The sequence below is a fragment of the Rubrimonas sp. genome, from assembly GCF_036788415.1.
In the GTDB taxonomy this organism is placed as follows: domain Bacteria; phylum Pseudomonadota; class Alphaproteobacteria; order Rhodobacterales; family Rhodobacteraceae; genus Rubrimonas.
The window spans coordinates 15,693-39,707 of record NZ_DAIQNN010000011.1; the positions used below are offsets into that span (position 1 = coordinate 15,693).

A 24,015-nucleotide genomic window follows, 5' to 3' on the forward strand; every position below is an offset into this window, starting at 1 on the left:
GCGACGCCGCGCCCGCCGGTCTCCGGCGGGCGCTGATCTCATGCGCGCGCGCCTCGCCCGCTCCGTCGCCGAACCGCTGACGCTGGCGCTATTGCTCGCCGCGACGGTGGCGCTGTGCGCCCTGCCGCTGGCGCTGGTGGCGCGGCTCGGCTTCGCGCCCGAGGGCGCGCCGAGCCTCGCGCCGCTGCTGCGCGCGCTCGAATCGCGGGCGGTGACGACCGCGCTGTGGAACTCGCTCGAAAGCGGGCTGATCTCGGCGGCGGTGGCGACGGCGGCGGGACTGGGGCTCGCGCTGCTCGTCGGGCTGACGGATGTGCGGGGCAAGGGGCCGCTGGTGTTCCTGATCCTGCTGCCGATGATGATCCCGCCGCATGTGACGGCGATCGCGTGGATTCAGGCGCTCGGGCCGTCGAGCCCGCCCTTGCAGGCGCTCGGCCTGGCCCCGCCCATCGGGTCGACGCATCCGCTCTATTCGCGCGAAGGCGTGATCGCGCTGCTCGCGGCGCAGCACATGCCGCTGGCGTTCCTCGTGCTGCGCGCGGCGCTGCGCACGCTGCCGCGCGAGATGTCCGACGCCGCGCGGGTCTGCGGCGCGGGGCCCCTGACGATGCTGCGCCGGATCGCCGCGCCGCTGCTCGCGCCGGCGCTGATCGCGGCCTTCGCGCTCGCCTTCGTCTCGGCGCTCGGCAATTTCGGGATACCCGCGCTGCTGGGCGTGCCGGGGCGCTACACCACTCTGCCGGTGCTGATGTGGCAGCGGCTCGCGAGTTTCGGGCCGGAGGCGCTGGGCGATCTGGCGGTGATCGCGACGCTGCTGGGGCTGGTGGCGGTCGCGGCGGTGACGACGCAGATGGCGCTGGCGCGCCGGGCGCGATCGGCGCTGATCGGCCCGCCGCAGGCCGCGCTCGCGCTGCGGCTCGGGCGGGCGCGGCCCGTCGCCGAAGCCGGCCTCTGGGTGGTGGTGGCGGCCCTGCTGGTCATGCCGCTCGGGGCGCTGACGGCGACCGCGCTCTCGCCGACCTACGGCGTGAAGCTCACGTCCGAAACGCTGACCTTCGAGCATTTCCGCGAAGTGCTGTTCGCGCAGAGCGTCACCGCGCGCGCCTTCGCCAATTCGGGCTTCGCGGCGGGCGCCGCTTCTGCGGCGCTGGCGGCGGCGGCGGTGGGGCTGGGCTATTTCCTGACGCGCCCCGCCGGGCTCGCGCGCCGCGCCGCGGGCGGGGCGGCGACGCTCGCCGAGATCGCCTACGCCGTGCCGGGGCTGGTGATCTCGGTCGCCTTCATTCTGGCGTTCCTCAAGCCGCTGCCGATCCTCGGCGTCTCGCTCTACGGCACGATCTGGATCATCCTGCTGGCCTATCTCGCCGCCTTCTTCGCCATCGCGCTGAAGCCCGTCGGCGCCGCCTACGCCCAGCTCGACCCGGCTCTGGACGACGCCGCGCGGGTGTGCGGCGCGGGGTTCGGGCGGCGGATGCGGCGCATCTTCCTGCCGCTGACCGCGCCGGCGGCTGCGTCGGGGGCGATCCTCGTCTTTCTGACCGCCTATAACGAGGTCACGGTGTCGGCGCTGCTGTGGTCGCGCGGTACCGAGACGATCGGCACCGCGATCTTCAACTACGAGGATGGCGGCTACACCACCCTGGCCGCCGCGATGGCGACGCTGACCGTGTTCGCCACCGTCGCGCTGATGCTGACGCTGGACCTGCTCGGCCGCCGCGCCCCGCCCGGGGTCGTGCCGTGGCGCGACTGAAGCGGTAGGGGTTTGAACCGCGGCGGGGGAGCCTCTAGGTTGCGCCGGGACCGCTCCCCTCTCGCGAAAGCCCCGCCGATGCATTTCCCGCTCGACCTCGCCGACCGCCTGCTCGACGCCGCCCGCGCCGCCGGGGCCGACGCCGCCGACGCCCTCGTGATGCGCAGCGCCGATCTTGGCGTCGCGGTGCGCGGCGGCGCGCTCGAGGAGGCCGAGCGAGCCGAGAGCGTCGATTTCGGGCTGCGCGCCTTCGTGGGCCGCCGGCAGGCTTGCGTCTCCGCCTCCGATCCCCGCCCCGAGACGCTGCGCGCGCTGGCCGAGCGCGCCGTCGCCATGGCGCGCGAAGCCCCGGAGGACCCGTATTGCGGCCTGCTGGAGCCGGGAGAGCTGGGCGCCCCGGACATGGCCGGGTTCGCCGCGGCCGAGGCCGCGCCGCCCGATCCCGCGCGGTTGCAGACCCTGGCGCTGGAGGCGGAGGCGGCGGCGCTCGCGCATCCGGGCGTGTCGCAGGTCGACAGCGCCTCGGCGAGCTGGCGGCGCGCCGAGATCGCGCTGGCGGCGACCAACGGCTTTCGCGGCGCCTATGCGCGCGACGGGGCGTCGCTCGCCGTCTCGGCCATCGCGGGCGAAGGGCTCGGGATGCAGAGCGACTACGACTATGCGGCGCGCCGGCGGCTCGACGATCTGCCGCCGCCCGCCGAGATCGGGCGCGAGGCGGCGGCGCGCGCAGTCGCCCGGCTCGGCGCGCGCAAGCCGCCGACGGGGGCGGTTCCGGTTGTCTTCGACCGTCGCGTCGCGCCCTCGCTGATCGGCCATGTGCTCGCTGCGATCAACGGCGCGTCGGTGGCGCGCGGCTCGAGCTGGCTCGCGAAGCGCATGGGCGAGCGCATCCTGCCCGGCTGGGCGGAGCTGCTGGAGGACCCGCTGGCGCCGGACGGCCCGTCCTCGCGGCCTTTCGACGGCGAGGGGATGGCCTCGCGCGCGGCGGCGATCCTGCGCGGCGGCGTGCTCGAGCGCTGGCTGCTCGACGCGGCCTCGGCGCGCCAGCTCGGGCTCGCGAGCACCGGCAATGCGCGGCGCGGCGTGTCGGCGCCGCCGAGCCCCGGCGCCACCAATGTTCGGCTCGGGCCTGGCGCCGCGAGCCGCGACGCGCTGATCGCCGACATCGAGCGCGGGCTGCTGGTGACCTCGCTGATGGGGTCGAGCGTCAACCCCACCACCGGCGCCTACAGCCGCGGCGCCTCGGGCTTCTGGATCGAGAACGGCCGGATCGCCCATCCGGTCGAAGAGGCGACCATCGCCGGCGCCCTGCCCGAATTCCTGCCGCGCATGGACGCCGCCGACGACCCCGACCCGTTCGTCTCGGTCTCCGTTCCGTCGCTGCGGGTGGAGGGTCTGGTTGTCGCCGGCGCCTGACGGCGTCGCCGAGCCCGCCGACGATCTGGCGCTGCTCGTCGCGGCGGTCGAGGCGGCGGGCGAGGGGGCGATGCGCTGGTTCGGGCGCGCCCCGCGCGTCTGGGACAAGGAGGGCGGCGCCGGCCCGGTCACCGAGGCCGACCTCGAGGCCGACGCGGCGCTGAAGGCCCGGCTGCGCGCGGCGCGCCCCGGTTACGGCTGGTTGTCCGAAGAGACCCCGGACGACCGCGCCCGGCTCGGCTGCGCGTCGGTGTTCGTGGTCGACCCGATCGACGGCACCCGCGCCTTCATCGCCGGCGAGACCGGCTGGTGCGTCGCGGCGGCGGTGGCGGCGCAGGGCGCGCCGGTCGCGGCGGCGGCGTTCTTTCCCGCGCTGGGGCGGCTTTACGCCGCGCGGGCGGGCGGCGGGGCCTCGCGCGACGGCGCGCCGATCCGCGCGGCGGAGGGTGCGCGGGCGGGGGGCGCGCTGGCGCTCGCCGCCTCGGCCCAGCTCGGGGCGGAGCACTGGCCGGGCGGCGCGCCGGCGCTGCGGCGCGCCTTCCGCCCCTCGATGATCCATCGCCTCTGCCTCGTCGCCGAGGGCGCTGCGGACGTGACGCTCAGTTTCCGGGAGCTGTGGGAATGGGACCTCGCCGCCGGCGCGTTGATCGCAGCGGAGGCGGGCTGCGTCGTGAGCGACGGGCGGGGTCGGACGCATAGCTACAACGCGCCCGATCCGCGCTCGGACGGGGTGATCGCCGCGCCGCCCGCGCTGCACGCCGAACTCGTGCGCCGCCGCCGCCCGCGCGGGGGCGATTGACCCTCCGGCGCGCGCCTCTATGGTGCGCGCGACCCTTTCGCGCGGAGGCCCGCCATGCCCGTCCGTCTGCATCTCGTCTTCGGCGGCGAGCTGAAGGACACGGCCCGCACCGAGTTCGCCGATCCCCACGCGATCGACGTGGTCGGCGTGTTCCCCAGCTACGCCGAAGCGCATGCTGCGTGGAAGCAGGCCGCGCAGCGCACCGTCGATCAGGCGACGACGCGCTACTTCATCGCCCATCTGCACCGGCTGCGCGACGAGGAGCTCGAGACCAGCGCCACCGAGGAACTCGGCTGAGCCGGCGCTCCATGAGACCGGGGCCGACACTGGCGCCCCGCCGCAGCCTCAAGGCGCTGCGCAGCGACCCGCTGGCGCGCGGCGCGCTCGCGCGGCTCGGCGCCGGCTATGTGGCCCTTTGCTGGCGCACGACGCGCTGGCGGATCGAGGGGCGGGCGCATCTCGACGACCTTCTGGCGCGCGGCGGGCCGATCATTCCCGCCTTCTGGCACGGGCGGCTGATCTTCTCGCCGCTCTGGGCGCCGCCGGGACGGCGCATCTTCGCGATGATCTCCAACAACCGCGACGGCGATCTGATCGCGGAGGTGGTCGGGCGCTTCGGGGTCGAGACCGTCCGGGGCTCGACCGCCGATCCGCGCAAGGAGGAGAAGGACAAGGGCGGGCGCGCGGCGTTCGTAGGCGGTCTGCAGGCGCTGCGCGAAGGCGGCGTGCTGGCGATCACGCCGGACGGGCCGCGCGGGCCGCGGATGCGCGCGCAGTCGGGCGCGGCGGGGCTGTCGGTCGCCGCCGGCGCGCCGATCCTGCCGATCGCCTGGAGCGCGCGGCATGCGCGCATGCTCGGCAGCTGGGACCGCTTCCTGCTCCCCATCCCCTTCGATCGCGGCTTGATGATCTACGGCGCGCCGCTGGAGCCGCCGCCGCGCGCGGCGGGCGAGGCGGGGGTCGAGGCGCATCGGCTTCGGCTCGAGGCGGCGCTGAACGCGCTGACCGCGCAGGCGGACGCCGCGATGGACCGCCCGCCGGTCGAAGCCGAGCCGGCGCGATGAGCCCGCCCGCGCGCCGTTCGGCGCTGCTGGGGCTCTATCTGGGGCTCTCGCGGATCGCGGCGCCCGCCGCCCGGCTGCTGCTCGCGCGGCGGCTGACGCGCGGCAAGGAGGAGGCGGCCCGCCTGCCGGAGCGGATAGGCGCGGCCTCGGCGCCCCGGCCCGAGGGGCGGCTGGTCTGGCTTCACGGGGCGAGCGTCGGCGAAGGGCTCGCGGCGTTGGCGCTGATCGAGCGGATGGCCCGCGCGCGCCCCGATCTGCGGTTCCTGCTGACGACGGGGACGGCGACTTCGGCGCGGCTGATCGGCCCGCGCCTGCCGGAAAGCGCGACCCACCAATACGCCCCGCTCGACGCGCTGGCCTTCGTCGAGCGCTTCCTCAGGCACTGGCGGCCCGATCTGTGCGCGCGGGTGGACAGCGAGCTCTGGCCGGCGACGCTCTGGGCGAGCGCGCGGACGGGCGCGCCGCTGGCGCTGGTCAATGCGCGTGTCTCGGCGGCCTCGGCGCGGGGCTGGGGGCGGGCGCGCGGCATGGCGGCGGCGCTCCTGTCGCGCTTCGACGCGATCCTTGCGCAGGACGGCGAGAGCGCGGAGCGCCTAGCCGGGCTCGGCGCGCCGCGGCAGCGCTTGCGGATCGGGGGATCGCTCAAGGCCTCGGTTGCCCCGCCCGAGGCCGATCCGCAAGCGCTGGCGGCGTTGCGGGCGGCGCTGGGCGGGCGGCCCGTCTGGCTCGCGGCGAGCACCCATCCCGGCGAGGAGGCGCTCGCCTTCGCGGCGCATCGCGCGGCGCGGGAGGCGGCGCCCGGACTGGCGCTGATCGTCGCGCCGCGCCACCCCGAACGGGGCGCCGAGATCGCCGCGCTGGCGCGGGCCCATGGGCTGGAGGCGACGCGGCGCTCGGCCGGCGAGGGGCCGGAGGGCGCGGAGGTCCACGTCGCCGACACGCTGGGCGAGATGGGGCTGTGGTATCGCCTTGCGCCGGTCGCCTTCATGGGCGGCTCGACGGGGTCGCTCGGCGGACACAACCCTTACGAGGCGGCGGCGCTCGGCGCGCTGATCCTGCGCGGCCCCGACGTCGCGGCGTTCCGCGAGGCCTATGGCGCGCTCTCGGCGGCGGGGGCCTCGGTCGAGATCGGCGACGCGGCGGCGCTGGCGGCGGCGCTGGGCATGGCGCTGGCGCCGGACGGCGGCTTGCGCGCCGCGGCGGCGCGGATGGCGGAGGCGGGGCGGGCGGCGCTACGCCCCGATCCCGGTCCGCTGGACGGCGCCGCTGCGGCGCTGCTGGGGCTTCTGGAGGCGCGGCGATGATGCGCGCGCCGGGCTTCTGGTCGAATCCGCCCGACGCGCCCGGGCTGGCGGCGCGGCTGCTGGCGCCGGCGGCGTCGATCTGGGGGCTGGGCGCGCGGCTGCGGCGGGCGGGCGGCGCGCCGGCGCGGGCTGCTGCGCCGGTGATCTGCGTCGGCAACGCCACGGCGGGCGGCGCCGGCAAGACGCCGGTGGTCCTCGCGCTGTTGCAGGCGCTGGCGCTGCGCGGGGTTGCGGGGCATGCGCTGTCGCGCGGGCATGGCGGCCGACTGGGGGGGCGGCTGACCGGGCCGCATCGCGTCGATCCAGCGCGCGACGGGTTCCGCGACGTCGGCGATGAGCCGCTGCTGCTGAGCGCCTTCGCGCCGACCTGGGTGGCGCGCGACCGGGCGGCGGGCGCGGCGGCGGCGATCGCCGCGGGGGCGCAGGTCGTGGTGATGGACGACGGGTTCCAGAACCCCTCGCTCGCGAAGGATCTGTCGCTGCTGGTCGTCGATGCGGGGCAGGGCTTCGGCAACGGCCGTCTGATCCCGGCGGGGCCGTTGCGCGAACCGGTCTCCGACGCGCTCGCGCGCGCCGATGCGGTCGTGCTGATCGGCGGCGATGCGGCGGCGGCGCGGGCGATGGCGCGCCATCCCGAGATCGCGGCTTCCGGCGCGCCGGTGCTGCGCGCGCGGCTCGAGCCGCTGGCGACCGGGCTCGACCTGCGCGGCGCGCGCGTCGTCGCCTTCGCGGGCATCGGGCGGCCGGAGAAGTTCTTCGACACGCTGCGGGCGATGGGGGCGGAGCTGGTCGCGACGCATGGCTTCGCCGATCACGCGCCCTATCCGCCGGCGCTGCTGCGTCGGCTTCTGGCGGAGGCGCGGGCGCAGGGCGCGACGCTCGCCACCACCGAGAAGGACGCGGCGCGCCTGCCCCGCGCCTTCCTGCGCGAAGTTTGCGTCGCGCCGGTGCGGCTGCGATTCGACGACCCCGCGGCGCTCGACGCCCTGCTGGACCGGGCGCTATCGGATCGGGCGTAAGGGGCCTGTCAGGTCTCGACGCGCGAGGGCGCGTAGGCGCGCAGCCGGTCGATCAGCTGGTCGCGGCGCAGCGGCTTGCCGAGATGGGCGTCGAAACCCGCGCCGAGGAACGTCTCGATCTGGGTCTTCATCGCATGGGCGGTGACGGCGATGGCGGGGACGGGGGCGGCGCCGCGCGCGGCCTCCTCGCGGCGGATTTCGGCGAGCGCCTCGAAGCCGTCGAGATCGGGCATCGAGATGTCGAGCATCAGGATGTCGTAACCGCCGGCGCGGCTCCGCTCGACCGCCGCCCGCCCGCCCTCCACCACCTCAACGGCCACGCCGAGCGCGTCGAGATGCGCCTTCAGCACGATGCGGTTGATCTCGTTGTCGTCGGCTGCGAGCACCCGCAGGCCAGGCGGGACCAGGGCCTCCTCAGTCGCAGCCGTACGCGCCGCAGGCTCGGGCGTCTCGTCGGCGGCGGGCAGGGGCAGCGTCAGCGTGAAAGTCGAGCCTTCGCCCGGGGCGCTCTCGACCGCGACGCCGCCTCCCATCGCCTCGGCGAGGCTGCGCACGATGGCGAGCCCCAGCCCGGTGCCGCCGAAGCGGCGGGTGGTGCTGGCGTCGGCCTGGGTGAACTCGTCGAAGATGCGCGCGGCCTGCTCCGGGGTCATGCCGACGCCGGTGTCGCGCACGGACAGGCGCAGCGGCGCGCCGGGGCCCTCGGCGTCGATTTCCAGTGCGACGGCGCCGGCGTCGGTGAATTTGAGCGCATTGCCGAGCAGGTTGTGCAGCATCTGCTGGATGCGGTGCGAATCGCCGATCCGGGGCGCCTTCGCGGCGTCGGCGACGCGGATGTCGAAACGCAGCCCCTTCTCGCGCGCCTTCAGCTCATGCACGTCGGCGACGCGGCGGGCCAGCGCGTCGGGGCGGAAGGCGGCCTCCTCCAGCGTCAGCTTGCCGACCTCGATCTTTGAGAAGTCGAGAATGTCGTTGAGCAGCGTCATCAGCGCTTCGCCGGACTGGTGGATCACGCCCGCCATGCGGCCCAGCTCGGGGTCGGCGATCTTGTGGCGAAGGAGCGCCGCCATGCCTATCACCCCGTTCATCGGCGTGCGGATCTCGTGGCTCATCGTGGCGAGGAAGCTCGACTTGGCGGCGTTGGCGCGCTCGGCCTCGCGGCGGCTCTCCTCGAGCGAGGCCTGGAGGTCCTTGAGCTCGGTGATCTCGGTGGCGATGGAGCAGAGGAGGTGCTGGCCCTCCGCCGGGTCGTCGATCAGCGAACGCGAGACGAGGAAGTCGCGGCGGCGGCCTTCATGGTCCTCGAAGCTCTCCTCGATCCGCTCCGGCGCGCCGTCGGCGAACACGCGGTCGAGCGAGGCCTGCAGCATGCGGCGCACCGGCTCGGGGGCGTAGTCGGTGTCCGAGTCCGGATCGAAGGCGCTGCGCCCGAAGATGCGCAGCATCCGCCCGTTGGCCGCGACGACGCGGTTGTCGCGGGTGCGCAGCGAGATCGCGCTGTCGGAGTTCTCGAAGATCGCCTCGAAGCGGGCGCGCAGCTTCTGGTTCTCGATTTCGCGGCCGCGCTGGGCGGTGACGTCGGTGGCGATGCCGCAGAGCACGATCTCGCCCGTCTCCGCGTCGGGCACGAGGAATTTCGCCGTGTGGAAATGCCGCCGCGCGCCGTCGTGCAGAACCGCTTCGCGCTCGGTCTGCATCGGTCGGCCCGTGCGGAAAACCTCCGCATCCTCGGCGTCGAGCGCCGCCGCGAGCTCGGGCAGGAACAGGTCCGAGGTGCGCAGCTCCGCGACGCCGCGCGCTGCGCAGCCGTGCAGGTCGAGGAACTTGCGATTCGCGCTCACATAGCGCCCGTCGCGCCGGACGAGGAAGATCGCGGCCTCGGCGTTCTCAACCACCGCTTCGAACCGGGCGCGCAGGTTCAGGTTCTCCTGCTCGCGCAGCTTCTGGACGGTGATGTCGGCGGCCACCCCGCAAAGCAGCATCTCGCCGGTCTCGAAATCGGGCACGAGGAATTTGGAGGTGAGGTAATGCTGCTCCTCGCCCGAGGGCAGGCGCAGGACCTCCTCGTCGCGGAAGGGCTCGCCGCTCTCGAACACCGCCTGTTCGTTCGCGTCCTGCCGGGCGGCGACCTCGGGGGGGAACAGATCGGCGTTGGTCATGCCTTCGACGCTGTCGAGGCCGAGATTGTCGTGGAAGCGCCGGTTGGTCATCACATAGCGCCCGTCGCGGCGCTTGAGGAAGATCACGGCGTCGGTGTTGTCGAAGACCGTGCGCACCCGCTCGTTGAGCCGCTCGATTTCGCGCTCGCGTTGGAGCCGGTCTGTGATGTCGGCGGCGACGTAGCACAGCGCATCCTCGCCTGTCTCCGGGTCGGGCACGAGGAAGCGGTTGGCGAGGACGTGCCGCGTCTCGCCATTGGGCAACGCGATGGCTTCTTCGACGGTCGTCGGCGTTCGCGTCGAGAATATCTCCTGGTCCCGCGCCTCCACCTCCGGAGCGATGGTCGGGGGCAGGAGGTCGGCGGTGCGCAACCCGCGGACGTCTTCGATGCCGAAGCTGGCGCGGAACAGCCGGTTGGCGACGATGAACGTCCCATCCCTGCGCTTGAGGAACATCGGCGAGGCGGCGTTCTCGAACACCGCCTCGAAACGGGCGCGCAACTGCTCCACTTCGCGCGCGCGTCGCTTCTGCTCGGTGATGTCGGCGGCGATGACGCAGAGCAGGTCCTCGCCAACTTCCGGGTCGGGGATCAGGAATTTCGACGAGGCGAAGACGCGGCGCGTCCCGTCCGGGCGCACCACCTCGTCCTCTACCTGCCGCGGCTCGCCGGTCTCGAAGACCTCGCGCTCGACGGCGGCGAGCGCGTCGGCCTCGGCGGCGGGCATGAAGTCGCGGTCGGTCTTGCCCGCGATGTCGGGGACGCCGAGCTGGTCGAGGAACTGGCGGTTGCCGAGCACGAATTCGCCGCTGCGGCGCTTGAGGAAGATCACCGCGTCGCTGTTGTCGAAGATCGCCTCGAAGCGCGCCTGCAGCCGCTCGGCCAAGACGTCGCGCTGCTTGCGCTCGGTGACGTCCTGGATGATCCCGGCGACGCGGACGATGCGGTCGCCCTCGCGCACCGGCCGGCCCATGGCGCGGAGCCAGATCGCCCGGCCCGAGGCGGTGCGTGCGGGCAGCTCGAGATCGAACGCTTCGCCGCGGTCGCGGCAGGCGTCCAGCGCGGCGAGGGCGATCGGCGCCGCTTCGGGAAGGCTGAGCCTCTCGACGTCTGCGCGGCTGAAGACCCCTCCGGGGTCGAGGTCCAGTATCCCGCAGGCGATGGCGTCCCAGCGCAGGGCGTCCGCCTCCGGGTCGAACTCCCAGCCGCCGACGCGGGAGATTTCGGCGACCTGGCGCAATTGCGCGTTGGCCGATTCGAGCTGCTGCGCCATGCGCATGCGGTCGGTGACGTCGAAGCGGATCGCGACGTAGCGGTCGATCGCGCCGTCGGCGTCGCGCACCGGGATGATGGTGGTGTCGCACCAGTAGAGCGCGCCGTCCTTGGCGCGGCTGCAAACTTCGCCGTGCCAGGCGACGCCGGAGGAGATGGCGCCCCAGAGCCGCTCCCAGTGCTCGGGCGGATGGACGCCGGAGTTCACGATGCGGTGTGTCTGGCCGATCAGCTCCGCCGCGCGATAGCCGCTGACCTCGCAGAACCGCCGGTTGACCGACACGATGGTCCCGTCGCGGTCGGTGGCCGAGATGATCGCATGCGCGTCGAGCGCGACCTGATAGGTCGAGAGCTCCGACAGCGCCTGCTCGGCCCGCCGCCGCGCCGCCTGCGCTTCGTCGATCAGCCGGCGCTGGTTCAGCCCGAGCGCCAGAACGCCCGCGACGCGTTCGAGAAACGCGGTCTCGGCCTGGTCGGGCGGGTGGCCGGGCGCGAGGTAGAGCATCAGCACGCCCAGCGTGCGCGGCCCGTGCAGGATCGGCGTCACATAGTGGCCGTGATCCTCCATCCCCGGATAGCGCAGGTCGTGGCGCGACGAGGCCGACCCGTCATGGAAGCTCGCCTGAGACTGGGCGGCGCGCCCGCACAGGCAGTCGCCGAAGGCCACATGCGCGCACATGCCTTCGATCTCCGCCGGCAGATTGCGCGACGCCGCGAGCCGCAGGGCGGGCGCGGCGCTCTCCGCGCCCTGCTCGGCGACGAAGACCGCGCCGCGGTCCTCCGCCTTCAGCCATGGCGTCGTCTCGATCAGCAGATCAAGCGCGTCGCGCAGGAAGACGTCGACGCCGGTGGGTTGCAGGGCCAGCGCCATGCTCTCGGCGAAGACCCGCTCCTGCGCCGCGCGCGCAGCGCGGCGCTCGTCCTCGCGGACACGTTCGGTCACGTCGCGGGCGACGAAATAGACGAGGTCGGCGGCGCTCGGCGCGCTGCGCCATTCGATCCAGCGATAGCTTCCGTCGGCGCGGCGGTAGCGATTCACGAAATCGGCGACGCCGCCGCCGCCGCGCAGCCGCTCCATCTCCGCCAGGGTGCGCTCGACGTCGTCGGGATGGATGAAGTCGAGATATCTCGCGCCGGTCAGCTCTTCGAGCGGCCAGCCGAGCGCGTCGGCCCAGGCGCGGTTGACCCGTAGGAACCGACCGTCGAGCGAGGCGATCCCCAGCATGTCGAGCGAGAGGTCGAAGAAGCCGGCCAGTTCGCGCTCGCGTTCCCCGAGTTCGGCGGTGCTGCGTTCGAGCGCGCGCTGCCGGCGGACTTCGGCCGTCAGATCGACGCGGAAGCCGACATGGTCGCCCGTGGCGCTCTGGGCTGCGATGCAGCGGATGTGGCGGTCGCCCGAGCGGGTCTCGACCGTGTCCGAGGCGCCCGCGGTCTGGCGGCGCAGCTTCTCGGCGACCCAGGCCTCTGGATCGTCGATGCCGGGATACTCGCCGTTCTCGACCCCTTCCCGAAGAATGTCCTCGTAGCGCGCGCCGATCTGCATCGCCGACGCGCCTTCAGGCGAGAGGGCGCGATACTGCTCGTTGCACATCGCGAGCCGGCCTTCGGCGTCGTAGATCACGAAGCCGAAGGGCATCGCGTCGAGCGCGGCCATCAGCCGCGCCTCGGCGGTCTCGGCGCGCCGCTGCGCGCGCTTGAGGGGGGTGACGTCGATGCGGAAGCCGACCCGGTCGCCGCCGGCGGTGCGCCGCTCGACGATTCGCAGCCAGCGGTCGCCGGGCATTTCGTGCTCGACGTCGCTCGCCGCTTCGCAATGGGAGGCGAGGCGCTCGGCGAGCCACGCCTCTTCGCGACCGACGGCGCGCGGATACTGGCCGCGCGCGACGCCGTCGCGCAGCACGGTCTCGAACGCGACGCCGGGCTCGAGCAGGCCGGCGCTGCGGTCGTAGATCTCGCGATAGCGCTGATTGCACTGCACCAGCCGGTCGTCTGAGTCGTAAAGCGCGAAGCCGTCGGGCAGCGCCTCGATCGCCTCGCGCAGCCGGCGTTCGGCGGCTTCGGCGCGGCGCTGGGCGGTGAATTCGGCGGTGACGTCGAGGCTGACGCCGAGCACATGCGTGGGCGCTCCCTGGGCGTCGCGCGCGACCGTGCGGGCATGCGCCAACATCGCGCGCTCGCGCCCGTCCGGCCCGGTGGCGATGGTGACGTCGCGCAGCTCGTCGGCCTTTGCGAAGCTTTCGGCGAATCTGCGCAGCAGCTCGTCGGTTCCGCCGACCGGCAGCGCGTGGACCGGGAGGACCCGGTCGGCGACGTCGGTCGGATCGACGCCGAGGATCTCGCATTTCGTGGCGTTCCAGCGCGCCTCGCCGCGCTGCGGCCAGAGCTCCCACACGCCGATGCGGCCAGCGCGCACGGCGATGTCGAGCCTGCGCTCGGCTTCTTCGGCGCGCAGCCGCGCCTCGCGCTCCTCGGTGACGTCCTGGCTGACGCCGAGCACGTGCAGCGGCGCGCCGGCGGCGTCGCGCGTCAGCACGCGTGCGTGCTCGCGGATCCAGCGGGTCTCGCCGTCGGGTCGGACGATCCGTCCGGTGTTGAGATAGTCGTCGGTCTCGGCCAGCACGCGGAAGGCGCGATCGACCAGATCGGCGTTCTCGGGGGCGACGCGGGCGAGGAAATCGTCGGGCGTGCCGGTCAGATCGGCCGGGTCGACGCCCATGATCGCGCATTCCTCGGCGTTCCAGGACGAGCGGTACTCCGCCGGCCACAGCTCCCACACGCCGATGCGCCCGGTCCGCATCGCGAGTTCGAGGCGCTGGGCGAGGGCGGACTCCTCGCCCTCCGGCGCATGGAACGTCGCGAGCACCCGCCCGTCGAAAGGCGCCGCGCGGATGGCCAGCTTCGGGGCCCGGGCCGCGGCGTCGCACCGCTCGGAGAAGTCGACGGGCGGCCCGCCTTCGGCGACGGCCGCGAGACGCGCGAACAGCGCCTCGTCGGCCATGCTCGGGCAGAGCGCCCGCAGGCGACCGCCGGCCGCGGTGGCGGCGCCCGCGCCGAGCAGGGCCTTCGCGGCGTCGTTGAGCGCGGCGATTCGGAAGTCCGCGATCCGACCGCCGTCCTCGCGCAACGGCTCGAGCAGCGCCGCGCCGATGGGCAGCGCGGCGAGAAGCGCGTCCTGAAGGTCGTCGGCGAGGCGGTGGGTCACGGTCCGGAGTCTCCCGCAGGCGGTGATAGGGGTCCGGGCGTTAACGCGGACTTACGGGGGTCGGCGACACGGTAGCCGGTCTTTCCGCGGCGGGCGAGGCGACTACTGTCGCAAAGCTCGGGCATGAAAGCGTTGCGCGGCGCGTCTGCGCGGCTACGCTCGACGTGCGGGGCCATGGGGCTTGTGGAGGACCGATGAGCGCTGGGCCTGTGCTGCGGGTCGAAGGCCTGACGATCGGCTTCGCCGGCGCGGCGCAGCCGGCGCTGCGCGGCGTGTCGCTGTCGGCGCGCAGCGGCGAGACGCGCGCGATCGTCGGCGAATCGGGCTCGGGCAAGACGCTCACCGGCAAGGCGCTGCTCGGCATCCTGCCGCGCGGCGCGACCGTGCTGGGCGGGACCGCCCTGCTGTCGGACCGCGAGACGCCGGTCGATCTGCTGGCGCTGTCGGAACCGGAGCTGCGCAGGCTGCGCGGCGACCGCGTCGCGATGGTGTTTCAGGAACCGATGAGCGCGCTGTCGCCGCTGCACACGGTCGGCGCGCAGGTCGTGGAGGCGGTGCGGCTGCACAGCGATCTCGACGCCCGCGCCGCGAAGGCGCGCTGCCTCGAGACCTTCGCCGAAGTCGGCTTTCCCGACGCGGAGCGGGCGTGGCGGGCCTATCCGTTCGAGCTGTCGGGCGGCCTGCGCCAGCGCGCGATGATCGCGATGGCGATGGTGTGCCGGCCCTCGCTGCTGATCGCCGACGAGCCGACCACGGCGCTCGACGTCACCACCCAAGCCGTCGTGCTCGACCTGATCCGCCGTCTGCAGGAGGAGACCGGCATGGCGGTGCTGCTGATCACCCATGATCTGGGGGTCGTGGCCAATGTCGCCGACACGGTGACGGTGCTGCGGGCGGGCGAGGTGGTCGAATCGGGGCCGGTCTCCGCCGTGCTGGGGGCGCCCGGCCATGGCTACACGCGCCGGCTGATCGCGGCCTCGGCGATCGCCGCGGGGCGGCGCGCGGCGGGCGCGGGGGTCGATCCGATCCTCGCCCTGCGCGACGTCGGCAAGACCTATGGCGGGCGCGACGGCCGGGCGGTGGTCGCGGCGGCGGACATCTCGCTGACGCTCGAGCGCGGGCGCACGCTGGCGCTGGTGGGCGAAAGCGGTTCGGGCAAGACCACGGTGGCGCGGCTGGCGCTCGGGGCGGAAGCGCCCGATCCGGGCGGAGAGATCCGGTTCCGCGGCGCCGACGGGGCGGAGCTCGACGTGCCGGCGCTGCGGGGCGCGGCGCTCAAGCAGTTCCGCCGGCGCGCGCAGATGGTGTTCCAGGACCCGTTCGCAGCCCTCAGCCCGCGCATGACGATCCGCGACATCCTCACCGAGCCGCTGCGGGTGCACGGCGTCGGCGATCCCTCGGCGCAGCGCGAGCGGGCGGCGGAATTGCTGCGCAAGGTCGGGCTGTCGCCGGACATGCTGGGGCGCTATCCGCACGCCTTCTCGGGCGGGCAGCGGCAGCGCATCTCGATCGCGCGGGCGCTCGCGCTGCAGCCGGAGCTGCTGGTCTGCGACGAGCCGACCAGCGCGCTCGACGTGTCGGTGCAGGCGCAGGTGCTGGAGCTGCTGGGCGCGCTGCAACAGGAGTTCGGCTTGTCCTATCTCTTCATCAGCCACGACCTCGCGGTGGTCGCGGCGCTGGCCGATCAGGTGGCGGTGATGCGGCGGGGGCGGGTGGTCGAGGCTGGTCCCTCTGCGCGGCTGTTGGCCGATCCGATCCACCCCTACACCCGCGCGCTGCTCGCCGCCTCGCCGGAGCCGGATCTGGCGCGCAAGCTCGACCTCAAGCTGGTGGCGCAGGGGGCGGGCGAGCCCGAGAGCTGGCCCGAACCTTTCGGCTACGGCCCCGAGGCGGTCCCGGCGCTGCGCGAGATGGCGCCGCGGCATTTCGTGCGGTGCGCGGCGTGAGGGGCGCGCGCGCCCTTGCGCTGGCGCTCTGCGCCCTGCTGGCCGCGCCTGCGGCGGCGCTTGAGCTGCGCGAGACGCCCGCGCTGGCGGAGGCCGTCGCGCAAGGCGCGCTCCCGCCGGTCGCCGAGCGCCTGCCGAAGTCGCCGCTGGTCGTCGATCTGGCGGCGAAAGGGCGGGAGTTCGGGCGGCAGGGCGGGCGCATCCGCACGCTGATCGCCCGCGCCCGCGACGTGCGGATGGCTTCGGTCTACGGCTATGCGCGGCTCGTAGGCTACGATGCGGACTACCGGCTGGTTCCCGACATTCTGGAGGCGGTCGAGGTCGAGGGCGGCCGCGTCTTCACCCTGCGCCTGCGGCCGGGGCATCGCTGGTCGGACGGCGCGCCCTTCACCACCGACGATTTCCGCTACTGGTGGGAGGATGTCGCCAACCATCCCGAGCTTTCGCCCTCGGGTCCGCCCGCGCAGCTGCTGGTGGATGGGAAGGCGCCGCAGGTGGCCATCCTGAGCGAGACCGCGATCCGCTTCGCCTGGGACGCGCCCAATCCGCGCTTCCTGCCGGCGCTGGCCGGCGCCCGCCCGCTCTACATCTACCGCCCCGCCCATGCGCTGAAGCGCTTTCACGCCGATCACGCCGATCCCGAGGCGCTGGCGGGGCTCGTGGCGCAGGCCGGCGTGCGCAGTTGGGCGGCGCTGCACAACCGGCGCGACAATCTCTACGATTTCGACAATCCCGAGTTGCCGACGCTCGAGCCCTGGATGAACGTCACCCCGTCCAACAGCCAGCGCTACGTGCTGCGGCGCAATCCCTTCTACCATCGGGTCGACGCGCGCGGCCTGCAATTGCCCTATGTCGACGAGATCGAGATGACGGTCGCCGCGGGCGGGCTGATCCCGGCCAAGACCAATCGCGGCGAGAGCGACCTTCAGGCGCGCGGCCTGTCGCTGGGCGACGCGCCGGTGCTGCGCCGGGGCGAGGCGTCGAGCGGCTACCGCATGCATCTGTGGACCTCCGGCTACGGTGCGGAGATCGCGCTCTACCCCAACCTCACCGTCGCAGACCCGGTCTGGCGCGCGGTGTTGCGCGACGTGCGCTTCCGCCGCGCGCTCAGCCTCGGGATAAGCCGCAAGACGCTCAACCGCTCGCTCTTTTTCGGGCTTGCGCGCCCGGTGAACATGGCGGCGCTGCCCGAGAGCCCGTTCTTCGACCCCGAGCACGCGCAGGCCTGGGCGGCCTACGACCCCGGCGCCGCGCGCGCGCTGCTCGACGAGATGGGGCTGGCGGAGGGGCCGGGGGGATTCCGCGTGTTGCCCGACGGGCGCCGGCTCGACGTGGTGGTCGAGACGGCGGGCGAGCGGCGCGAGGAGCTCGACGCGCTCGAGCTCATCGCCGAGATGTGGGCCGAGATCGGCGTGAAGCTGGTGTTCCGCCCGCTCGACCGCGACATCCTGCGCAACCGCGTCTTCGCCGGCCAGTCGATGATGCCCGCCTGGTTCGGCTGGAACGTCGGCGTGCCGACGGCGGACGCCGCCCCGACCGAGACGACCCCGGTCGACCAGTCGGTTTTCTCCTGGCCGGCCTGGGGGCAGCATTTTCAGACCGACGGCGCATCCGGCGAGGCCCCCGACACGCCGGAGGGCGCCCGGCTGATGGAGCTGTGGCGGATGTGGAGCGCCGCGGCGGACGACGAAGGCCGGGCCGCCGCCTGGCGCGAAATCCTCGCCATCCAGGCCGATCAGGTCTTCGCGATCGGGCTCCTGTCCTCCGCGCCGCAGCCTGTGGTCGTATCTAAGTCTCTACGCAACCTGCCCGAGGAGGCGGTGTTCGCCTGGGAGCCGGGCGGTCATTTCGGCGTCCACCGCATAGACGAGCTGTTTCATGCCGAGTGACGCGCCCATGCCGCTGCGCGCCCGCCTGCCCTCGACGCAGCTGAGCCCCGAGACGCGGCGCGTCATGGGGCCGATCGGGCTCGCGCTCATGATTGCGGCGGTGGCGACCATCCTCTGGCCCGGGCCGACGCCGATCTGGGGCTGGGCGCTGCTGCTCGGCGCGCTGGTCGCGCTGAGGCGGAGCAGTTCGGCGCTCCTGCGCTATGTGATCCTTCGGCTCTGGACGATGCTCGGCACGCTGATCGTCATCGCGGCGCTGATCTTCTTCATCATCAACCTGCCGCCCGGCGACTACCTGTCCAACCAGATCGCCGAGCTGCGGGCGAGCGGGCAGGAGTCGGGCGTCGCGCAGGCCGAGTTTCTGATGCGCGAATACGCGCTCGACCGACCGCTGCTCGAACAGTTCGGCGTGTGGATGGGAATCTGGCCGGGGCCGGACGGTTTTTCGGGCCTGTTGCAGGGCGATTTCGGCCACAGCTTCGAACTCGACCGCCCGGTCGCCGAGGTGGTGGCCGAAGGCATGGCCTTCACCATCGGGCTCAACCTCGCGGTGGTGCTGTTCGTCTACGTCACGGCGCTGCCGCTCGGGGTGATCTCGGCGGTGAAGGCGAACAGCTGGATCGACCGGCTCGCCGCCTTCATCGGCTATGTCGGGCTCGCCACGCCGAATTTCCTGCTGGCGCTGGTGCTGATGTATTACGGCAACAAGGCGGTCGGGCTGCCGATCGGCGGCGGCATGGCGTCCGAATTCATCGACGAGCCGATGAGCCTCGCCAAGCTCGGCTCGATCCTCCTGCATCTCATCGCGCCGGTGATCGTGATCGGCACCGCCGGCATGGCCGCGATGTCGCGCCGGCTGCGCGCCAATCTGCTTGACGAACTCGGCAAACCCTACGTCCAGACCGCCCGCGCCAAAGGCGCGCCGCCGACTCAGGCGCTGATCCGCTATCCGCTGCGCATGGCGCTCAACCCCTTCGTCGCCGACATCGGCAATCTGCTGCCGCAGCTTGTGTCGGGCTCGGTGCTGGTGTCGGTGGTGATGAGCCTGCCGACCATCGGGCCGGTGTTGCTGGCCGCGCTCAAGAGCCAGGACATCTTCCTCGCCGGCTTCATCCTGCTCTTCGTCTCGGCGCTGACGCTGGTGGGGATGCTGGTCTCCGACCTGCTGCTGGCGCTGCTCGACCCTCGCATCAGGCTCGCGCGATGAACTGGCGTTTCGCCTCCGACCCGCGCGCCGCTGGCGACCCGGACGCGCATTTCGTCTCGGACAGCGCGGACGATCCGCGCTTCGACCCCGGCGCCGGCGCGCGCGCCGATCTCGACGCGCCGGCCTGGACGTTGATCGCGCGGCGCTTCCTGCGCCATCGGCTGGCGGTCGCCTGCGGGGTCTATTTGCTGGCGATCTATCTGGCGCTGCCCTTCATCGGCTTCTTCGCGCCCTATCTGCACACCGAGCGCAACGAGGACCGCATCTACGCCGCCCCCCAGATGGTGCGCTTGTTCCACGAGGGCGCCTTCATCGGCCCGCACACTTACGCCACGAGCGAGACGCTCAACCTCGACACCTTCCAGAACGAGACGGAGATCGACCTCTCGACGCCGCTGCCCTTGCGTTTCTTCACGCGCTGCGGGACGCCTCACCGGTTTCTCGGCGTGTTCGAGACCGATTTCCGCGTGCTCTGCGCGCCCGAAGGCCACGACTTCTTCCTGCTGGGGACGGATCGGCTGGGCCGCGACGTGCACAGCCGGATCATGTACGGCGCGCAGCTGTCGCTGACGGTGGGGCTGATCGGCGTTTTGGTCAGCTTCGCCATCGGCCTCGCGCTTGGCGGGGCGGCGGGCTTCTTCGGCGGCTGGGTCGACGCCGGCGTCAGCCGCGCCATCGAGATCGTGCGATCGCTGCCGGAGTTGCCGATCTGGCTCGCGCTCTCGGCGGCGATCCCGCCGGCCTGGGGGCCGGTCTCGGTGTTCTTCATGATCTCGATCATTCTGGGCCTGCTCGACTGGCCGGGCCTCGCGCGCGCGGTGCGCTCGAAATTCCTGGCGCTGCGGCGCGAGGACTACGTGCAGGCGGCGGAGCTGATGGGGGCGTCGCCGCACCGCATCGTCTGGGCGCACATGATCCCCAATTTCATGAGCCATCTGGTGGCGTCGGCCGCGCTCGCCGTGCCGACGATGATCCTCGGCGAGACGGCGCTGTCCTTCCTCGGCCTTGGCCTGCGCGCGCCTGCGGTGTCGTGGGGGCTGATGCTCAACGACGCGCTCGATCTGACGGTGGTCGAAATTTATCCGTGGCTGCTGGCGCCGCTCGCGCCGGTGATGATGGTGGTCCTCGCCTTCAGCTTCCTCGGCGACGGGCTGCGCGACGCGCTCGACCCGTATTCCTGAGCCGATTCGCAACCCCCTTCGATCCACAAAAACTTGCCGTGAAATCGACCCGGAATTGATCTCGATCAATGGGCGGCGCGCCGTGCTGCGGCATTCAGGGGCAAACCCGACTTCGCCGGTCGCCTTTGGCGCGCGGAACGGGACCTGACCAGGGAGGCGCCCTCATGGCTCTGCGAATGCCGCACGCGCTCGGCGAGCGCTACTCGCCGCTCTATTTCCTCGCCGCGCTCGGCGCGGGCGGGCTGACGGCGAATTTCTTCGTCTGGTTGATGTTCTGGGTCCCGCATGAGGGCCGCCCGGTCCCGACTTTCGAGGATGTCGCGGCGGCGCTCTCCAGCGGCGCGCTGCCGCTTCAGATCGCCACGGCGGTCGCGGTGCTCGGGGTCGCCGTGTTCGCGCTGCTGCATGTCCGCCTGTTGGTCTGGAACATCGCCGAATACCGCCGTTTCGCCGCCACGCCGGCCGGCGCGGCGCTGCGCCGGGGCAACGCCGAGACGCAGCTTCTCGCCCTGCCGCTGACGCTCGCGATGAGCGTCAATGTCGGCTTCGTCATCGGGCTCGTCTTCGTCCCCGGCCTGTGGTCGATCGTGGAATGGCTGTTCCCGGCGGCGCTCGCGGCCTTTCTCGTCATCGGGATCTGGGCGCTGCGGATGCTCGGCGACTTCTACGGGCGCGTGCTGACGCAGGGTGGCTTCGACTGCGCGAAGAACAACAGTTTCACGCAGATGCTGCCCGCCTTCGCCCTCTCGATGGTCGGCGTGGGCCTCGCCGCGCCTGCGGCGATGAGCGCGACGCCCTGGATCGCCGCGCTCTCCTGGCTGCTGGCGAGCTTCTTCATCGTGGCCGCCGTCCTTGTCGGCTCCGTCGCGATGATGCTCGGCCTGCGCGCGATGATGGAGCGCGGCGCCGACGCCGACAGCGCCCCCTCGCTCTGGATCGGCGTGCCGATCCTGACGGTGCTCGGCATCGCGCTGATGCGCACCGGCCATGGCGCGCACGCCCATCTCGGGGCCGAGACCACCGCCGCCGACAACCTCTCGGTGCTGGCCACCTTCCTCAGCGCGCAGCTCGGCTTCCTGCTGCTCGGCTGGGCGGTGCTGCGCCGGCAGGGCTATTTCGACCGCTTCGTCTTCGGGCGCGACGTATCGGCGGGCTCCTGGGCGCTGGTCTGCCCGGGCGTGGCGCTGGGCGTGATGCTGCATTTCTTCGTCAATCTCGGTCTCGTCGGCGCCGGCGCAATCGCGAAGTTCGGGGTCGCCTACTGGGCGGTCTCGGGCCTCGCGCTCGTCGTGCAAGCCGCGACGATCTGGCTGGTGCTGCGTCTGGCGCAGCGCCACTTCCCCGACCGCCCGTTCGCGGGCGTCGCCGCTCCGGCCGAATGATCTCCCTGACACCCCGGCCGGGTTCCCCAAGCGCAAGCACAGGAGCTTTTCCATGCGCAAACTCTTCGCCGCCCTCGCCCTGACCGCCGCCGCCTTCGTTGCGGCCCCGGCCTCGGCGGAGGACGACAAGACCACCCTCGTCACCATGGTGGCGACGGGCGAGCCGCAGACCCAGCTGATGGCGATGGTGCTGACCGCGCAGGCGATGGAGCAGGGCGCGGCCAGCCACATCCTGCTCTGCGGCCCCGGCGGCGATCTCGCCCTGAAGGAGGCGCCGGCCTCCGCAACTGCGCCGCAGAAGCCGCGCGACATGAGCCCGCAGGGGCTGATGAAGATGCTGATGGGCAAGGGCGCCGTGGTCGAAGTCTGCGCGATCTACCTGCCCAACAAGGGCGCCGACCAGTCGGCGCTGCTCGACGGCGTCGGCGTCGCGGCCCCGCCCGCCATGGCGGCGAAGCTGCTCGCCAAGGGCGCGCGGATCATGAGCTTCTGAGCGCAGCAGTTCGCGTGAACGGGGCGCCCGGGAGACCGGGCGCCTTTTTCGTTTGGGCCCGAGGGATCAGCCGCCGTTTCAGTAGACGAGGATCGGACGCAGATCGGCGTCGTCGCGCAGCAGGTCGAAGCCCTCGTTCACGCGGTCGAGCGGCAGGGGATGGGTGCGGGCGTCGTCGAGGCTGAGCGTTCCCTCCATCATCCAGTCGATCAGCCGGGTCGCCTCGGGGCGCGGGGCTGTTCCCTCATGCGGGGCGCCGAGGGCCGAAGCGCTCCAGGCGCGGCCTTCGAGCGCGGCGCCGGGTTTGGCGTCAATTGCGGGCGCGACGGCCACGATGAGCGTCTCGCCCCAGCCGGCGCGGGCGATCTCGAGGGCGTCCCGCATGGCGGCGACGCGGCCTGTGGTCTCGAAGGTGTAGTCCACGCGCCCCTCGGTGAGGCTTGCGACCTCGCCGGCGAGGCCGAGGCCGGCGATCCCGCCGCCTACCCCCCCTCCGGAGCGCCGGTCGGGGTCGGGCGCCAGCGCCGCGCAGGCGCCGGCGTCGCGGGCGCGGGCGCGGGCCTGCGGGTCGGCGGCGACGCAGATGACGCTCAGCGCGCCGGCGCCGCGCAGCGCGTCGATCAGCGCCGGCCCCGACGGGCCGAAGCCGAAGATCACGCAGCGCGCCCCCGGGCGGACGCGGTCCGGGCGGAACAGGCCGCCGAGGCTCGCGCAGGCCTCGCAGCCCATCGCGCAGACCATCTCGAAGGGCGCGTCGTCGCGGATGCGCAGCAGCGTCGCTTCGGGCGCGACGGTGAAATTGGCGAAGCTCGACGCGGGGCTGCGGCGATGGATCGGCGCGCCGTCGAGCGTCTGGAACGCCTCCGAGACGCCGACGCGCCGCGCATTGCGCGGCAGGCCGCGCACCGCCTGGCAGAGATTGGTCTTGGGATGCAGGCAATAGGCGCAGGCGCGGCACTCCGCGGGCGGCGAGAGCAGCACATGATCGCCGATCCGAAGCGTGCGCACCTGCCGGCCGATCGCCCGCACGACCCCGACGCCTTCATGACCGAGAAGGATCGGAAAGACGCCCTCGGGGTCGGCGCCGGAGCGGGAGAAGGCGTCCGCCGCGCAGATCGCCGCCGCCTTGATCTCGACCAGCGCCTCATGGGCCCCCGGATCGGCGAGGCGCAGTCGGACGATCTCAAGCGGCGCGCCCGGCGCGCGCGCGATGGCCGCGCGTGTGATCATTCCCAGCGACTCCCCGCGGATCGGCGCTTGCGGCGCGTGAGGGCGGGTCCACCCCGACTCGTGGCGGAGCGTATACCTTCGGCGGTCCCACGCCCAGAGGACGAAAGGCCAGTCGCGCGCATCCTCTCGCTTTCGGGAGCGGGTCGCGCTAAAGTCCGCTTCGGAAGCGCCTCTGAGAGCGCGGCGAGGATCGAGGTGGCGTCGGTGCGGCATTGGGCATGGCTGGCGGTCGCGGCGGTGGCCGCCGGCTGCGCGAACGGTTCGAAGACCCCGGAGGTCGATCCTTTCGCGCTGACCCGCGACAACGCGTGCTACACGGTCGACATCTTCGACAAGATTTCGCTCCGAGCGCCCGGCGCGGACGTGCCGTCGAAATGGCGCGGCTTCTCGGGGCGCTGGGGCGGCGGGGCGTGGAACGGCAAATGGTGCCACGACCTTTATGTGCTCGACATCGCCTCCTCGGGGGCTGCGACGGTCATCGAGACGCATGCGCCGCTGCCCGAATGGGGCAAGCCCGCCAGCGCCTTCCGGCGCACCGCCCACATCGACAAGGACGGCCGGCTGCGGATGAATTTCGGGCGGGTGAAGGTCGAATACTGGCTCGACGGCGAGACGCTCTACGGCAAGCGCGACGAAGGCACGGGCGAGATGATCGTGGCGCTGTCCCGGCGGGACTTCTGAGGCGCGCGCCGGCCCGGATGAC

16 protein-coding genes are annotated in these 24,015 nt (G+C 73.0%); 14 read left to right on the top strand and 2 right to left on the bottom strand.

Annotation, left to right across the window (positions count from 1 at the left end):
• The first annotated feature begins 40 nt into the window (after positions 1–40).
• The 7 genes from V7Q31_RS04860 to lpxK all read left to right on the top strand — a co-directional run bounded on the left by V7Q31_RS04860 (position 41) and on the right by lpxK (position 7,352).
• Positions 41–1,750 (top strand): ABC transporter permease, encoded by a 1,710-nt coding sequence (locus V7Q31_RS04860; RefSeq protein WP_333832552.1) that lies wholly within the window; start codon positions 41–43, stop codon positions 1,748–1,750.
• A gap of 78 nt (positions 1,751–1,828) precedes the next feature.
• Complete coding sequence (locus V7Q31_RS04865) at positions 1,829–3,166, top strand: TldD/PmbA family protein (protein WP_333832553.1); 1,338 nt, start codon at positions 1,829–1,831, stop codon at positions 3,164–3,166.
• Positions 3,150–3,965, top strand: a complete 816-nt coding sequence (locus V7Q31_RS04870; RefSeq protein ID WP_333832554.1) for an inositol monophosphatase family protein — start codon at positions 3,150–3,152, stop codon at positions 3,963–3,965. Before V7Q31_RS04865 ends, V7Q31_RS04870 begins: the two co-directional genes overlap by 17 nt.
• Before the next feature lie 54 nt (positions 3,966–4,019).
• A complete protein-coding gene (locus V7Q31_RS04875; protein ID WP_333832555.1) occupies positions 4,020–4,262 on the top strand; it encodes a DUF4170 domain-containing protein in 243 nt (80 codons plus the stop codon).
• 11 nt (positions 4,263–4,273) lie between these two features.
• Positions 4,274–5,029: a lysophospholipid acyltransferase family protein gene (locus V7Q31_RS04880; RefSeq protein ID WP_333832556.1), complete on the top strand. Its 756-nt coding sequence runs from the start codon at positions 4,274–4,276 to the stop codon at positions 5,027–5,029.
• Positions 5,026–6,333: a 3-deoxy-D-manno-octulosonic acid transferase gene (locus tag V7Q31_RS04885; RefSeq protein ID WP_333832557.1), complete on the top strand. Its 1,308-nt coding sequence runs from the start codon at positions 5,026–5,028 to the stop codon at positions 6,331–6,333. Before V7Q31_RS04880 ends, V7Q31_RS04885 begins: the two co-directional genes overlap by 4 nt.
• Positions 6,333–7,352, top strand: a complete 1,020-nt coding sequence (gene lpxK, locus V7Q31_RS04890) for a tetraacyldisaccharide 4'-kinase (RefSeq protein ID WP_333832596.1) — start codon at positions 6,333–6,335, stop codon at positions 7,350–7,352. Before V7Q31_RS04885 ends, lpxK begins: the two co-directional genes overlap by 1 nt.
• An 8-nt stretch (positions 7,353–7,360) precedes the next feature.
• Here the strand turns inward: lpxK and V7Q31_RS04895 are convergent, their stop codons facing one another.
• On the bottom strand, positions 7,361–13,984 hold the full coding sequence (locus V7Q31_RS04895; RefSeq protein ID WP_333832558.1) for a PAS domain S-box protein: 6,624 nt from the start codon (positions 13,982–13,984) through the stop codon (positions 7,361–7,363).
• Positions 13,985–14,178: 194 nt separating this feature from the next.
• On the opposite strand from V7Q31_RS04895, the gene V7Q31_RS04900 reads away from it, so the two are divergent.
• The 6 genes from V7Q31_RS04900 (at position 14,179) to V7Q31_RS04925 (ending at position 22,082) form a co-directional block, all read left to right on the top strand.
• Entirely contained in the window at positions 14,179–15,930 is a 1,752-nt protein-coding gene (locus tag V7Q31_RS04900) for an ABC transporter ATP-binding protein (protein WP_333832559.1), read from the top strand.
• Positions 15,927–17,819: an ABC transporter substrate-binding protein gene (locus tag V7Q31_RS04905; RefSeq protein WP_333832560.1), complete on the top strand. Its 1,893-nt coding sequence runs from the start codon at positions 15,927–15,929 to the stop codon at positions 17,817–17,819. The genes V7Q31_RS04900 and V7Q31_RS04905 overlap by 4 nt, the downstream gene beginning before the upstream one ends.
• Before the next feature lie 226 nt (positions 17,820–18,045).
• The gene (locus tag V7Q31_RS04910) at positions 18,046–19,026 is read left to right on the top strand and encodes an ABC transporter permease (protein WP_333832597.1); all 981 of its coding nucleotides are present in this window, start codon (positions 18,046–18,048) and stop codon (positions 19,024–19,026) included.
• Positions 19,023–20,207, top strand: coding sequence for an ABC transporter permease (locus V7Q31_RS04915; RefSeq protein WP_333832561.1), 1,185 nt, complete (start codon positions 19,023–19,025; stop codon positions 20,205–20,207). The genes V7Q31_RS04910 and V7Q31_RS04915 overlap by 4 nt, the downstream gene beginning before the upstream one ends.
• Positions 20,208–20,371: 164 nt before the next feature.
• Complete coding sequence (locus V7Q31_RS04920) at positions 20,372–21,589, top strand: TsoY family (seleno)protein (RefSeq protein WP_333832562.1); 1,218 nt, start codon at positions 20,372–20,374, stop codon at positions 21,587–21,589.
• Positions 21,590–21,641: 52 nt separating this feature from the next.
• A complete protein-coding gene (locus tag V7Q31_RS04925; RefSeq protein ID WP_333832563.1) occupies positions 21,642–22,082 on the top strand; it encodes a hypothetical protein in 441 nt (146 codons plus the stop codon).
• A 78-nt stretch (positions 22,083–22,160) separates the two neighbouring features.
• Here the strand turns inward: V7Q31_RS04925 and V7Q31_RS04930 are convergent, their stop codons facing one another.
• Positions 22,161–23,312 (bottom strand): alcohol dehydrogenase catalytic domain-containing protein, encoded by a 1,152-nt coding sequence (locus V7Q31_RS04930; RefSeq protein WP_333832564.1) that lies wholly within the window; start codon positions 23,310–23,312, stop codon positions 22,161–22,163.
• 195 nt (positions 23,313–23,507) lie between these two features.
• On the opposite strand from V7Q31_RS04930, the gene V7Q31_RS04935 reads away from it, so the two are divergent.
• Entirely contained in the window at positions 23,508–23,993 is a 486-nt protein-coding gene (locus tag V7Q31_RS04935; RefSeq protein WP_333832565.1) for a hypothetical protein, read from the top strand.
• Positions 23,994–24,015: the final 22 nt, after the last annotated feature.